The following is a 13,634-nucleotide window of genomic DNA, read 5'->3' on the forward strand; positions in this document are numbered from 1 at the left end:
CAGAGCGCAGCCAGCTCCAGCATCGCCCAGCAGGTGGAACGCATCGCGCAGATGACCGAGGAAAACAGCGCGGCGGCCGGCAGCACGGCGGACACCGCGCATGAACTGAACAGCCTGGCCGAGGCAATGCGCAGCGAAGTGGCGCGCTACCGGGTGTAGCGCCGGGCAGCCTTCCACCGCGTAGTCGAATGGATGGAAGGCGCGGGCAGAAAAAGCAAAGGCGGCCACTGGCCGCCTTTGTGCTTCTTGCTGCAGGGAGCTGGAATCAGCGCGCTGGACGTTCGCTGCGCTCGCGGTCGCCGCCCTCCGGGGGGCGCGTGCCGGCGCGGATCTCTTCCTGGCTCAGGCGGCCATCCTTGTTGGTGTCCAGGGCGCTGAAGCGTTCCAGCAGGCGTGGGTTGTCCTTCACCTCGTCCTTGGAGAGGAGGCCGTCGCCGTTCTTGTCCAGCCGGGTGATGCGGTTGCCGCCGCGTTTGCCCTTCGGGCCTTGGTCGGAGGAGCCGGACTGGGCGAGAACCGGGGCGCAAATGCCGATCAGCAGCAAGGGCAGCAGGCGTGCGATGTTCTTCATCCTGGGGTTCCGGAAAGGGCTTCCGGGCGGAAGCGGTGCGCAAGCCTAGCGCCGGGCGCGGCCGGGAATATGTCTGTTGCACGTGCGGCATGTATCGCTCTGTACCGAAATACTGCCGGAAAAATGCTTTTGGCATTGATTGGCGGCGATGCCGGCGCTATGGTGCGGGATCCCCCGCCGGAGTCCGCCATGTCGCTGCATCCTTGCGTCGCGCTTTGCCGCCGTCTGTCCATCCTCGTGCTGGCGCTGTTGATGCCGCTTGCCGCAGGGGCGGAAAGCCCGCCGGCGCCGGTGCTGGCTGAGCGCTATCACGACGGCGTTGATCCGCGGGCCTACCTGGTCAGCGAAAAGCTGGACGGCGTGCGGGCGCTGTGGGATGGCGAGCGGTTGCGTTTCCGCAGCGGCCGGGAACTCCTGGCGCCGGCCTGGTTCACCGCGCCGCTGCCGCGGCAGCCGCTGGATGGCGAGTTGTGGCTGGGGCGGGGGAGGTTCGAGGCCCTGTCCGGCATCGTGCGCCGGCAACTGGCGGGGGACGAAGCCTGGCGCGAGGTGCGCTACATGATCTTCGAACTGCCGGGCGCGGAGGGCGACTTCAGCGCCCGGGCGGCGCGTATCCGCGAACTGGTGGCGGAGGCGCGCACGCCTTGGCTGCAGGCGGTGCCCCAATTCCGGCTGGCGGATCGCAAGGCCGTGCAGCGCAAACTGGACGAGATCGTCGCCGCCGGCGGCGAGGGGCTGATGCTGCACCGGGCGGATGCGCCCTGGGTAGCCGGGCGCAGCGAGGTGCTGCTCAAGCTCACGCCCTGGCTGGATGCGGAGGCGAGGGTAGTCGCCCATGTGCCGGGCAAGGGCCGGCTGCAGGGCATGGTGGGCGCGCTGGAGGTGGAGGACGAAAGCGGCCGCCATTTCCGCATCGGCAGCGGTCTGAGCGATGAACTGCGGCGGTTGCCGCCGGCGCTGGGCAGCCGGGTGACTTATCGCTACCGCGAGCTGACCGCGAAGGGCCTGCCGCGCTTCCCGCGCTACCTGCGCGAGCGGCCGCTGACGGAGTAGTTCGCCCGCTTGCCGCCCGGGCTCCCTCAGCGCACCACCCGCTCCATCTCGTAGCCTTCCAGCGCCAGGCTGGTGGTGGCGTTGCCGTCGGTACAGCTCCACCACATGGTGACCCAGGCGCGGCCCTGGGCGTCGAAGCGCTCGATCTCGCAGATGGAGCCCTTCATGAACTCGAACATCTCGCGCTCGTCGTCTTCCATCTCCGGGTCCAGGGTGACGTGCAGCACCCGCACCTCGTCGCCCACGGCGAGCGGGTTGCCGTGCTTGTCGGCATGGGAAGTGGCAGGGGCGCTGGAGGGGGCGCTGGGGGTGGGGCTACAGGCTTGCATTCGTCGGGCTCCGTTCGGGGCGCGGTCGGTTGCCGCGCTGCCCCTCCAGAGGCAAAGCCCGTGCCGGCCGGCCTGCGCCGTGGAAGTGCCGCGGTTGCTGGGCTTGTCGCCCTTCTCTGCGATGGTTTTGTCGCGAGCGCGACAGGGCACGCGGCCGCCGCGGTCGCAAAGCCGACGCTGATCGGCAGGGCGCGTCAGCTGCGCGGCCGGTAATGCACATGGCCGGGGCCATGCGGGTGGCTGTGGGCGTGACCGTGGGAATGGTCGTGGTGGTGGGCGTTGGCGGCCACATCCACCGAGATCAGGTTGAGGCTGCCATGGCGCACGCCGCTCTCCGCCATCAGCGAGTCGGCGAAGCGGCGCACCGCGCTGGCCGGCCCCTTGAGGATGGTGCATTCCATGCAGTTGTCGTGGTCGAGGTGGGCATGCAGGGTGGACACGGTGAGGTCGTGGTGGTCGTGCTGCAGGCCGGTGAGGCGCTCGGCCAGCACCCGCTCATGGTGGTTGAAGACATAGCTGAGGCTGGCAACGCAGTGGCCGTCGTCGTCCTTCTGCTGGCGGGAGCTTTCGAGCTCGCGGCGCAGCATGTCGCGCACCGCTTCCGAGCGGTTGCGGTAGCCGCGCTCGGCGATCAGCGCGTCGAAGGCGGCGGCGAGGTCTTCTTCCAGCGAGATGGTGAAGCGGTCCATGGCGGTCTCCGGGTCGGGGAGGCGCCATCTTAGCGGCGGTGGGCGGCGTGGCGAAGCGCTCAGCGCGGCGCGGGCGCCAGCGTGATCCGCCGGGTGGCGAGGGCACCGACGCAGGCGGGGTCGTGGGAGGCGACGATCATGCTCAGGCCGCTGTCGGCCAGCACGCCCAGCAGGCGCTCGGAGGCGGCTTCGTCCAGGCCGGTGGTGGGCTCGTCCAGCAGCAGCACCTGGGGCGACATCGCCAGCACGCCGGCCAGTGCCGCCAGCCGCTGCTCGCCGCCGGACAGCGCATGCACCGGCCGCTCGGCCAGGTGGGCGATGCCGATGCGGGCCAGTGTCTGCAGCGCGATCTCCCGCGCCTCGGCCGCACTGGCGCCGCGGTTGAGCGGGCCGAAGGCGGCGTCCTCCGCCACCGTGGGGCCGAAGAGCTGGTCGCCTGCGTCCTGGAACAGCAGCCCGAGCGGGCCGCGAAGCGGGGCGAAATCCTGCTCGCTGCGGCAGGTCCGGCCTAGCAGCTGAAGCTCGCCGCCGGCCAGTGGCACGAAGCCCAGCAGGCTGTGCAGCAGCGTGGTCTTGCCGGTGCCGCTGGCGCCGAGCACGAACAGGCGCTCACCGGCGTGGAGTTCGAGATCGAAGGCTTCCACCACCACCTTGCCGGCACGCGCCAGGCGTAGGCCGCGGCCGAGGATCAGCGGGCCGGCGGCGTTCATCGCAGCAGCCACAGCAGGCTGCTGCCCAGGCACAGCGCCGCGGTGCCAGCCGCCCAGCGCCACGGCCGCGGCGCGCGGGTAGCCGGCTGCGGCGCGGTGGCGAAGGCGCGGGCGCGCAGGGCGAGGTCTACCCGCTCGGCGCGCAGCATGGCGTGCACCAGGATGAGGGCGAGCTGCTGCGCCAGCACGGCGACGGTGCGGCGGTTGGCGCCGGGGCGGAAGCCGCGGGCGCGCATGGCGAGGTCTATGCGGCGGCGGGTGTCGTCCAGCACGCCGAGGTAGCGCACGGTGAGCACCAGCAGGCGGGCGAGCCGCGACGGCAGGCCGAGGCCGGCAGCGGCGCGGGCGATGGCGAAGGCATCCAGCCCGGCGAGCAGCGCCATGCAGCCCAGGGCGACGGCGTTGGTGCGCAGGCTGATGAGCAGCGCATGGTGGGCGCCGGCCTCGGACCACTGCGGGCCGCCGCCCTGCAGCGCCCAAGGCAGCGTCAGCCACAGCATGGCGACGAAGAGGTTCACGCTGGCGATGCGCCGCAGCAGGCTGTGCAGCGGCAGGACTCCATTCGCACTTGCCGCCAGCGCCAGCAGCAGGCCGGCGGCGCAGGCGGCCAGCAGCAAGCCGGGCGAGGTGAGTTGCGATAGCAGCACGCTGATGCCTACCGCCGTGCCCAGGCGCAGGCGCAGGCGCGGTGCCGGCGGCGTGGCGGTGGCGGGCAGGGCTGTTCTCATGCGCGCACCGCGGCGAGGGCGGCCGGCAGCATGCGCGCCAGCAGGGCGACGGTGGCGGCGCTGATCAGCGCATCCACCACGAAGACCGGCAGGTGCGCCAGCACCAGCAGGCCGATCAGCTCGGTGAACAGGTGGCCGCCGCTGAGTACCAGCGCCAGGCTGGCAAGCGCCGCCGCGCCGCCGATGCCGACGATGCCGCAGGCCGCGCCGGCCACCAGCAGGCGCCGGCGCGGTGGCGGCGTGCCGTCTTCCGCCGGCCGCACCAGCCGGCGCAGCAGGTAATGGGCGGCCACCGCCGGCAGCGCCATGATCAGCAGGTTGGCGCCCAGCACGGTAAAGCCGCCGAAGGAGAACAGCGCCGCCTGCAGCAGCAGGGCGACGAAGAACACCGGGAACACCGCCCAGCCCAGCATCAGCCCGGCCAGGCCGTTGAGGATGAGGTGCACGCTGCCGACGCCCACTGGCACATGGATGGTGCTGGCGACGAAGAAGGCGGCGCCCAGCAGCGCCGCCAGCGGCAGCTGCGCCTCGCCCAGCCGGCGCAGGCCGAAGGCGACGCCGGCGGCCGCCAGCGCGGCAGCGCCGGCCAGCACCGGGGCGGAGAGCACGCCTTCGGCCAGATGCATCTCAGCCCCGCCGCCGCGCCGCGAACCAGGCGGCGATGCCGGCGATGCCGACGATGTAGCCGATGCCGCCGATGATGTCGCGCAGGCGGATCTGCTGTTCCAGCCGGGCGATGTCCTCCCGCACCAGGCGCAGCGCCTCGGCAGTGGCTTCGCCGTTGCCGCCGGCCGCCGCCGGCAGCTGCACCGCCAGCGTTTCGGCGCGGTGGCCTTCCTCGCCTTCCACCACCGCCCAGTAGGGGCCGCCCGGCGGCACCGGCAGGCGGAAGCGGCCGTCCGCGCCGGTGGTGCCTTCGGCCAGCGGGGTGTCGCTGTTTTCCGGCGTTACCGCGACATAGATGCCGGCAGCCGGAGTCTGGTCGGTGTAGCGCGCCAGGCCGGTGACGGCGTCAGCCTCATGCTGGGCGACCACCGCCAGGCCGTGGGCCTGGGCGGCGGTGGCGAGCAGCAGCGCAGCGGCGGTGGCGAGAGGGCGCAGCGCGGAAGGGAGCTGGGTCATCGCGTGGCTCAGTGGCGGGCGGCCGGCTTGGCAGTTGCCGCAGCCGGCTTGGCGGCGGCAGCGGTGAACACCAGGCTGTACTCGATGCTGGACTCGGTGCCGCGGGCATCATCGGCCAGCGGCAGGCGCTGGCCGGACCAGATGCGGTTCACGCCCTTGCGCGCGGTCAGCGTGGCGATGCCTTCGGCGTCGCTCACCGCATCGTCGCCTTCCTCGCCGAAGGCCAGCTTGATGCCGGCGGTGGGCTTGCCGTTGAGCAGTACCTTGAGCTGCAGTGGCTCGCCGGCGCGCGGCGCCTCGGCAGCCAGCGGCACCAGTTCGAAGGGCTGGTTGTAGACCTGGATGGCGGGCTTGCCCCAGTGGGCGATGGTCTTGTGGTACTTCACCGCGTGCACCCCGCTGACGGCGCCGGGCACCTCGTCCATCGGCTTGTTGATGCTGCGGCCCTTGTCCGTTTTGCTCCACCAGCCGTTGTCGAACCAGGCCAGCAGCACCGCTGCGTCCGGTGCCTGGATGCGCACGCCGTCCCTGCGGTCCTGGCGGGAGACGTTGAGGGCATTGCCCCTGGCGTCGAAGGCGGTGACGCGCTTGAGCTTCTCCGCCGGATAGGTTTCGGTCTTGCCCTGGTGGCCGCCGTACATCACCCGGTAGTTCTTGTGCGCCGGGTCGGCCAGCAGCCAGATGGTGTGGGCGGCGGCCGGGCCGGCGGCGCACAGCAGGGCCAGCGCGAGGCCGGCGGAGAGGGAGCGGAAAAGCGGAGCAGTGTCGTGCATGGTCAGAAGTCGAACTGGGCGCCGATGCGCAGGCTGCGCGGGGCGCCGGTGGCATAGCCTATGGTGGAGACGGCGGTGGCGTATTCGCGGTCGGTGACATTGTCCACCGCCAGGTAGACGGTGGTCGGGCGCGAACCGGCGAAAGTATAGGAAAGACCGAGATCCAGCGTGGTGTAGCCGCCGTAGGTCTGGCTGTTGTCGGCGCTGACGGCGTAGTTGCCGACCTTGCGCAGGGTGGCGTTGCCGCGCCAGCCGGGCAGCGGCCGCCAGTTGGCCTGCAGGGTGGCGGTGTAGCGCGGTACCGAGGTGACGCGCTTGCCTTCCAGGCTGGCGTCCGGGTTGTCGACGATGCGGGTGTGGGCGCTGCCGTAGGTGAGCGAGAGGTCGAACACGGTGGCCGGCGCCCACAGCAGCGACAGTTCGACGCCGCGGCGGCGGGTGCTGCCGGCGTTCACATACTCGCCGGGCGAGAGTTCGCTGATCTCGTCGGAGGAGCGCAGGTGGTAGGCGGCCACGTCCACCATCAGCGCCGGGCCGAGCTTGAAGTTGGCGCCGATTTCGGTCTGGCGGAAGACGTTGGGATCGACCGCGCCGACGCCGGCGGCGTACTTCGCCATGTCGCTGGCGAGGCCGAAGCCCTCGGACCAACTGGCGCGCAGCTCCACCGCAGGCGACAGCCGCGAGCGCAGGCCGATCTTGGGGCTGGTGTGCGTCACCGCCTTCATGTCACCGCATTCGTTGGTGGCGGTTTCCGCGCCTGCTATGCCGCAGTCGCCGGTGAAGCGGTCCCAGCGCAGGCCGACGGAGGGCTGGAACAGCGGGTGCAGGACGATGCCGGCTTCGGCGAAGGCGGCGAGGTTGTCGAGCTCGAAGTGGCGGTCGTACTCGGCGGTGCCGACGCGGCGGCGGTACTGGGTGTCCTCGTACTTCAGGTAGTCGGTGCGCTCGCGGTAGTGCTCCACGCCGGCCACCCAGGTGAGCGGGCCGGCGGCGAGCGGGTGATGGCCGTTGAGGTTGAAGCCGGCGCCCAGCACATCGCGGTCGTAGGTCTCTTCGCGCTGGCGCCAGGTGGGCGCCGCCGCCGCGCCGCGGGAGAACCAGCGGGTGAAGTCCTGCTGGGTGGCGTACGCGAAGGTGAGCAGCTTCACCTCGGAGGAGAGGCTGTAATTGATGTCGGTGCGCAGCGTGTAGAAGCTCTTCTCGGCGCCGTCGTTCTTGGTGCGCGGATCCTTGCCGTAGGGATCGTCCTTGAACTGGGCGCGGGTGAGATAGCCGGGGTTGTCCGCCTCGGCCTCGTGGGCACGGCCGGAGACGGCGATTTCCAGTTCCGGCGATACCTTGAGCGACCAGCGCCCGGCCAGCGTGGCGCGGTCTGACTTGGACTGATCGCGGAAGCCGTCTGAGTGGAAGACCTGGGCGGCGAGGTTCAGGTGCTGACTGTCGCTCAGGGCGATGCCGGCGGCGCCTTGCGCATCCACCGTGCCGTAGCTGCCGATGCTGAGGTCCGCGGCGCGGTATTCACCGCCCTTGCGCGTTTGCAGCGTCACGGTGCCGGCGCGGTTGTAATTGCCGTAGAGCGCGGACACCGGGCCGCGCAACACCGTCATGTTGTCCAGTTCCAGCGGAATGACGACGTTGAGGTCGGCATAGCCATCGGCGTGCGACATCGCCTCGTTGAGCGGGATGCCATCCAGCACGAAGCCGATGTCGCTGCCGTGGCCGCCACCGCCGAAGCCGCGCAGCGACACCGCATCCGCCACGCCGGGCAGGCCGTAGCCGGTGAGGTTCATGCCGGGCACGTTGCGGAACAGCTCCTGTGGCCGGCTGATGTGCTGCTCGCGGATTTCCTCGCCGTCCTGGCGGGTTTCGGAATAGGCGGCAGTCTGCGCCAGCATCTGCCCCTTCACCTCCACGCTGCCGAGCAGCACCGCCCCGCCTGCATCCTGCTGGGCGGCTACCGGAAGGGCGATGCCGGCGAGCAGCAGCGACAACAGCGAACGGGGAAGGGTAGGGCAGGGGATGGGCATGGACGTGGGAGCGCGTGGTTTCGGGATTCTACGAGGCTTGTATGATTTTTTCAGCAAACTTCATACCAATGCTTTGCTGAGGGCGGTGGTGTCTTTCCATCCGGGCATAAGCTATTGAAGCGGCGAGGAAAGAAGATCGCCACCCGCGGGAGTAAGACGAGCTAGCCCGGGTGGGGGAGGGAGAAATCGGCAAGCTGCTTACCGGCTTGCGGCCGGAAAGGAAGCTTGGCGGCCAGGCGCGGCCGTTTTCCTGATGACATTCAGGGTGTAAGTAAACGTAATAAAGTGCTCGTTTTGGCTCCCTCGCTCGACATAGCAAGTGAAGCCGTGCTCGTGCGGCACCGCCGGGGCGCTGTTCAGCGCCCCGCTTACAGGAGATTCCCCGAATGAAGTTGCTTTCCCTTCCCCGTTCCTTCGCGCTCGCATGCGCCTCCGCCGGCCTAGTGTTGGCCTCGGTGCCGGCGATGGCGGACTACGTGTGGCTGGAGCGCGCGGCGGTTGGCCCGACCACGGTGAATCTCGGCTTCCTGGATGGCAAGCGCAGCCCCACCAGCGCGCTGCAGGGCGCTCAGGCCGTCCTGGCCGACGGCAAGGCGCTGCCGCTGGTCGCCGCCGGCGATCGCCTGGCGGTGACCGCGCCGCCCGCGGGCGACCTGCGCTTCGTCGCCTACACGGTGACGCCGGACGGCGCGCTGATGTTCTATCAAGCGAAGGAAGGCCGTAGTGAGACCAAGGCCGGGAACGATCTGGAACTGGTGCCCATCGAGCCCAATGGCAACACCTTCCGCCTGATGTGGAAGGGCACGGTGGTGGCCGCCACCCAGGTGAACGTGACGACATCCGAAGGCTGGAACCGGGTGCTGCGCCCGGCGGCGGACGGCACGGTGACGCTGACCACGCCTTTCCCCGGCCTGTACGTGCTGGAGTTGAGTGCCAAGGTGAATGGCTCCGCGGTGGTGGAGGGCAAGAAGTACGATGACGTGCGCCACACGGCGACGCTGAGCTTCACCGTTGCACCCTGAGTCTCGATTTCCCGGCCGGCAGCGGCTGCGCCAGGGCGCCGGGGGCGCAGCCGCGGCTTCCGGGCCCAACCCCGCGATGGCTGCGGAGCAGGGCTTGTTGGGCAGGCAAGGGGCGGATTAAGATGAGAATAGTTCTTAATCTAATTGTGCCCTTGGCCTCGTTCCGGCCCTGTCCGACCGCCCATGCCGCAGGAAGTCCATTCCCTCTACCTAGACCACCACGGGTGGTTGCAAGGCTGGCTGCGCCACAAGCTGGGCTGCGCTCATCAGGCTGCCGACCTGGCGCATGACGTTTTCCTGCGGGTGCTGCTGCGACGCGAACTCGCGCCGGTGCGGGAGCCGCGGGCCTATCTCACGACGGTGGCGCGCGGTTTGCTGATCGACCACTGGCGGCGGCAGGACCTGGAGCGGGCCTGGCTGGAGGCGCTGGCGGTGCTGCCGGAGCCGGTCTCGCCGTCGCCGGAGGAGCGTCAGCTGGCGGTGGAGCTGCTGCTGCAGATCGACGCCATGCTGGCCGACCTGCGGGCGCCGGTGCGCACCGCCTTCCTGCTGGCCCAGCTGGAAGGCGCCTGTTACGACGACATCGCCAGCCGGCTGGGTGTCACCCGCCGCTCGGTGGAGCGCTATGTCGCCGAAGCCCTGTTCCACTGTTATTCCCTACGCCATGCGTGCTGAACCGCTGGCTTCGGAGGCCGTCGTGCCGGCGGCGGTGGTGCGCCAGGCCATCGCCTGGCGGGTAAAGCTGCATGGCGCGTCCGCCGGCAATCCGCTGTGGCAGGCCTGCGAGCGCTGGCGCTCGGCCCATCCGCATCACGATCTGGCCTGGTGCCGCCTGCAGGCGATAGGCGAGGAGCTGGCTGGCGGCATGGCTGGCCCCGGCGGCACCCGTTCCATGGTGGCTGCACTGCAGGCGCCGACCGACATGCGCCGCCGGCGCCTGCTCAAGGGCGCGGCGCTGGGCCTGGGCGCGGTAGCCTGCGGCTGGACGGCGCGGGAGTTGATGCCCTGGTCGGCCTGGACGGCGGACCATGCCACCGCGGTCGGCGAGCGGCAGGACATGCAACTGGCCGACGGCAGCCGCCTGCAGCTGGACACCCGCAGCGCGGTGAATCTGCGTTTCGACGCCGCCCAGCGTCTGGTCGTGCTGGAGCGCGGCGCGCTCTGCCTCACATGCGCTGATGACGCGCTGCATCGTCCGTTGCGGGTGGCCAGCCTGGGCGCGCTGTTCGAGACCCAGCAAGGGCGTTTCGTCGTCCGGCAGGAAGGGCAGGGCAGCGTGCTGGAAGTGACCGCCGGCCAGATCGGCATCCGCCGCCGCGGCGAGGCTGGCGCCTATGCAGCGCTGGCCGGGGCCGGCGAGCGCTACCGGGTGGATGCGGCCGGGCCGCGGCTGGTGCCACGGGCGGAAATCGCTGCCGACGGCTGGGCGGAAGGCGTCATCGCCACCCCGGGCATGCGGCTGGATGCCTTCCTCGCCGAGTTGGGGCGCTATCGCCGCGGCTATCTGGGCTGCGACCCGGCGGTGGGCGCGCTGCGCCTGTCCGGCGTCTATCGGCTGGACGACACCGACAAGCTGCTGGCAGTGCTGACGCGCACCCTGCCGGTCAAGGTGGTCTATCGCTCGCCCTGGTGGGTGAGGGTGCAGGCCGTGGCCTGAACCGGCCTGCCTCGCGCTGGGCCTAGCCGGGGCTTGCAGTCAATCGGCTGAAACGCGGCGGCGGCGCGTTGTTCCGATGGCGTGGGTTCTGCGGGGCGGGTCCAGTCCGGCCGTCTCCTCAAGGGGTATACCGCAAAAAAAGTTCGTGGCCGCTGTCGGGTTTTTCGCGCCGGTCCGGCAAGCGAGGTGAAGGCCTTCACCTGCACACCTCCATCGACTTTCTGACCGGACCCTTACATGCACGCTTTCTCTCGCCGCTTCCGCGCGGCGCAGCCGCCCGAGGCGGCGCTTCGCCGCCTGCCCAAGCTTCCCGCCGCGCTGTCGCTCACCGTGCTGTGGCGCGGCCTCGCTGTCGCGGGGCTGGCCACCACCTTGCTGCTGCCGAGCACTCCCGCCGTCGCCCAGGAGGTCCGCAGTTACGCGGTGCCGGCGGGCAGCCTGGACGATGCGCTCAACAGCTTTGCCCGCCAGGCGGGGGTCACCCTGTCCTTCACGCCGGAGCAGGTGAGTGGCCGCGGCAGCGCCGGTCTCAAGGGCAGCCATACCGTGGAAGGCGGGCTGGCTGCCCTGCTGGCCGGCTCCGGTCTGGTAGCGCGTGCCGGTGCGGACGGCTACGTGCTGCAAGGTGTTCCGGTGACGAACCTGGGCCAGGGCGACGCGGTGCTGGGCACGGTGCACGTGAGCGCCCAGGCCACCGGCGCGCCCGGCACCACCGAGGGCAGCGGCTCCTACACCACGGACTCGGCCGCCACCGCGACCCGCCTCAACCTCTCGCTGCGCGAGACGCCGCAGTCGGTGACGGTGATGACCCGCCAGCAGATGGACGACCAGGGCATCCTGGAACTGGCCGACATCGTCCGCCAGACGCCCGGCCTGACGCTGAACCAGTCCGGCAACATGGGTTCGGACAGCAGCGCCATCTATTCCCGCGGCTTCGTCGTCGAGAACTACCAGATCGACGGCGTCGGCATGGTCAACAGCAACTACAGCACGCTCTTCCAGACCACCGACATGGCTTTTTACGACCGCGCCGAGATCGTGCGCGGGGCCACCGGGCTGATGAACGGCATGGGCACGCCTGGCGCCACCATCAACCTGGTGCGCAAGCGGCCCACCGCCTGGTTCCAGGCCTCGGCCAAGGTGGAGGCGGGGTCGTGGGACCACTACCGCGCCGAGGCCGACATCTCCACCCCGCTGAACGAGGCTGGCACGGTGCGCGGCCGGGTGGTGGCGGCCTACCAGGAGAGCGGTTCGTACATCGACCGCCTGCAGCAGCGCAAGCAATTGCTGTACGGCATCATCGAGGCCGATCTCGCGCCCACCACGCTGCTCACCGCCGGCTTCTCTGTGCTGCAGGACGACATGAGCGGCCACGCCCGCTCCGGCCGGCCGCTGTTCTATTCGGATGGCAGCCGCACCGACTGGTCGCGCTCGGATTCCGCCGCGGCGGATTGGGCCTACTCCAGGCGCAACTACCAGTCCTTTTTCGCCGCGCTGGAGCATGGCTTCGCCGGCGGCTGGAAGGTCAAGGGCACCGCCAGCCACAGCATCAGCGACTACGACGAGGTGCTCGGCTATGCCGCCGGTGGCAACCCGGTGCGCGCCACTGGCGCCGGCATGAATCTGTGGGCCGGGCGTTGGGCCGGCGCGCCCACCCAGGACAGCCTGGATGTCTACGCCACCGGCCCGTTCCAGCTCTTCGGCCGTGAACACGAACTGGTGGTGGGCGCCACTGCCACCCGCAGCATAGAAAACACCCATGGCTATCGGCTGTGGTCCTTCAGCGGCTGGAGCAGCGCAATCCCCGATATCTGGACCTGGGACGGCAATTTCCCGGCAGCGCCATACAACCCGGCGCTCAGCGACATCCACGGCAAGGAGCGCATCAACAGCGCTTACTTCACCGCCCGCTTCCGGCCCACCGATGCGCTGGCGCTGCTCGTCGGCGCGCGCAGTACCAGCTGGGAGAACCGCCGCGCCACCTACACCTATGCCAGCGGCACCCGCAGCGAGAGCAATCGCGCCGAGAAGGGCCAGCTCACCCCCTACGCCGGCGTGGTGTACGACCTCAACGACAGCTGGTCGCTGTACGGCAGCTACACCGACATCTTCAAGCCACAGAACAACATGGACCCCAGCGGCGCCTACCTCGATCCTCTATTGGGCAAGGCGTATGAGGTCGGCACCAAGGCGGAACTGTTCAACAAGCGCCTGAACCTGGCGCTCGCCGCCTACCTGATCCAGCAGGACAACTACGCCGTCCAGATTCCTGGCGTTCTGGCACCGAATGGCGCCAATGCCTATCGCGCGGCATCCGGCACCGAGACCTGCGGCTTCGAGGTGGAAGTGAGCGGCGAACCGCTGCGCGACTGGCAGATCGCAGCCGGTTTCGCCCGCAACATGGTGGAAGACCGCGACGGCCATGCGCTCAACACCAACATTCCGCAGAACACCCTGAAGCTATTCACCAGCTACAAGCTGGCGGGGGTGGGCCAGGGCCTCACGGTGGGTGGCGGGCTGCGCTGGCAAAACAGGATCTGGAGCGACAACCAGGGGCCGGCCAGCGTGCGGGTCACCCAGGACGGCTACACGGTGATGGACCTGATGGCGCGCTATCCGCTGAGCAAGCAGGTGACCCTGTCCGCGAACCTGTACAACGCTACCGACGAGAAGTACTACACCACCACCAGCTCGGCTTACTACGGCGAGCCGCGCAGTCTGCGCCTGGCGATGGACGTGCGCTTCTGATCCTCGGCCTGTCTGCTGCTGCACCCCAGCTGGATCGGGGCGTGGCAGGCAGGTTGCGTTGTATGCGTGCGACAGCGGTTTGTAAGAATTTGTAAAAACAAGCGCGTTTTTACGATCTCAAACGACATGTCTAGTGAGAGCCGGACAAAACGCGCCAGACGTAGATAAGTGCAGGCGGGACGCCCGCCAGCGTCCTGCAGGGTCC

The 13,634-nt window shown here is 69.8% G+C and carries 14 protein-coding genes; 5 read left to right on the forward strand and 9 right to left on the reverse strand.

The annotated features are described in order from the left end of the window. Positions 1-265: 265 nt before the first annotated feature. Positions 266-571 (reverse strand): EF-hand domain-containing protein, encoded by a 306-nt coding sequence (locus tag C7389_RS15515; RefSeq protein ID WP_133593086.1) that lies wholly within the window; start codon positions 569-571, stop codon positions 266-268. 189 nt (positions 572-760) lie between these two features. Between C7389_RS15515 and C7389_RS15520 the strand changes: the two genes are divergently transcribed. After that, entirely contained in the window at positions 761-1,624 is an 864-nt protein-coding gene (locus C7389_RS15520) for a DNA ligase (RefSeq protein WP_133593088.1), read from the forward strand. 26 nt (positions 1,625-1,650) lie between these two features. Here C7389_RS15520 and C7389_RS15525 read toward each other — a convergent pair whose 3' ends face one another. The 8 genes from C7389_RS15525 to C7389_RS15560 form a co-directional block, all read right to left on the reverse strand. After that, positions 1,651-1,953, reverse strand: coding sequence for a hypothetical protein (locus C7389_RS15525; protein ID WP_133593090.1), 303 nt, complete (start codon positions 1,951-1,953; stop codon positions 1,651-1,653). A 194-nt stretch (positions 1,954-2,147) separates the two neighbouring features. Further along, positions 2,148-2,642, reverse strand: a complete 495-nt coding sequence (gene nikR / locus C7389_RS15530; protein WP_133593092.1) for a nickel-responsive transcriptional regulator NikR — start codon at positions 2,640-2,642, stop codon at positions 2,148-2,150. Between the two features lie 59 nt (positions 2,643-2,701). Next, entirely contained in the window at positions 2,702-3,352 is a 651-nt protein-coding gene (locus tag C7389_RS15535; RefSeq protein ID WP_133593094.1) for an energy-coupling factor ABC transporter ATP-binding protein, read from the reverse strand. Next, on the reverse strand, positions 3,349-4,080 hold the full coding sequence (locus tag C7389_RS15540; protein ID WP_133593096.1) for an energy-coupling factor transporter transmembrane component T family protein: 732 nt from the start codon (positions 4,078-4,080) through the stop codon (positions 3,349-3,351). The genes C7389_RS15535 and C7389_RS15540 overlap by 4 nt, the downstream gene beginning before the upstream one ends. Then, entirely contained in the window at positions 4,077-4,706 is a 630-nt protein-coding gene (gene cbiM, locus C7389_RS15545) for a cobalt transporter CbiM (RefSeq protein ID WP_133593098.1), read from the reverse strand. Before cbiM ends, C7389_RS15540 begins: the two co-directional genes overlap by 4 nt. A gap of 1 nt (position 4,707) precedes the next feature. Next, positions 4,708-5,202, reverse strand: a complete 495-nt coding sequence (locus tag C7389_RS15550; protein ID WP_133593100.1) for a peptidase associated/transthyretin-like domain-containing protein — start codon at positions 5,200-5,202, stop codon at positions 4,708-4,710. An 8-nt stretch (positions 5,203-5,210) separates the two neighbouring features. After that, positions 5,211-5,975 carry a DUF4198 domain-containing protein gene (locus C7389_RS15555; RefSeq protein WP_133593102.1) on the reverse strand — a complete coding sequence of 255 codons (765 nt, stop codon included), beginning with the start codon at positions 5,973-5,975 and terminating at the stop codon, positions 5,211-5,213. Positions 5,976-5,977: 2 nt separating this feature from the next. Continuing rightward, positions 5,978-8,002, reverse strand: coding sequence for a TonB-dependent receptor (locus C7389_RS15560; RefSeq protein ID WP_133593104.1), 2,025 nt, complete (start codon positions 8,000-8,002; stop codon positions 5,978-5,980). Between the two features lie 386 nt (positions 8,003-8,388). Between C7389_RS15560 and C7389_RS15565 the strand changes: the two genes are divergently transcribed. From C7389_RS15565 to C7389_RS15580, 4 genes are all read left to right on the forward strand, one after another. Beyond that, positions 8,389-9,024: a hypothetical protein gene (locus C7389_RS15565; RefSeq protein WP_133593106.1), complete on the forward strand. Its 636-nt coding sequence runs from the start codon at positions 8,389-8,391 to the stop codon at positions 9,022-9,024. A gap of 183 nt (positions 9,025-9,207) precedes the next feature. Beyond that, entirely contained in the window at positions 9,208-9,699 is a 492-nt protein-coding gene (locus C7389_RS15570) for a sigma-70 family RNA polymerase sigma factor (protein WP_133593108.1), read from the forward strand. Next, positions 9,650-10,681, forward strand: coding sequence for a FecR domain-containing protein (locus C7389_RS15575; protein WP_133593110.1), 1,032 nt, complete (start codon positions 9,650-9,652; stop codon positions 10,679-10,681). The genes C7389_RS15570 and C7389_RS15575 overlap by 50 nt, the downstream gene beginning before the upstream one ends. 237 nt (positions 10,682-10,918) lie before the next feature. Beyond that, positions 10,919-13,429 (forward strand): TonB-dependent siderophore receptor, encoded by a 2,511-nt coding sequence (locus tag C7389_RS15580; protein ID WP_133593112.1) that lies wholly within the window; start codon positions 10,919-10,921, stop codon positions 13,427-13,429. Positions 13,430-13,634 lie beyond the last annotated feature (205 nt).

The sequence above is a fragment of the Azoarcus indigens genome, from assembly GCF_004361735.1.
Taxonomy (GTDB): domain Bacteria; phylum Pseudomonadota; class Gammaproteobacteria; order Burkholderiales; family Rhodocyclaceae; genus Azoarcus; species Azoarcus indigens.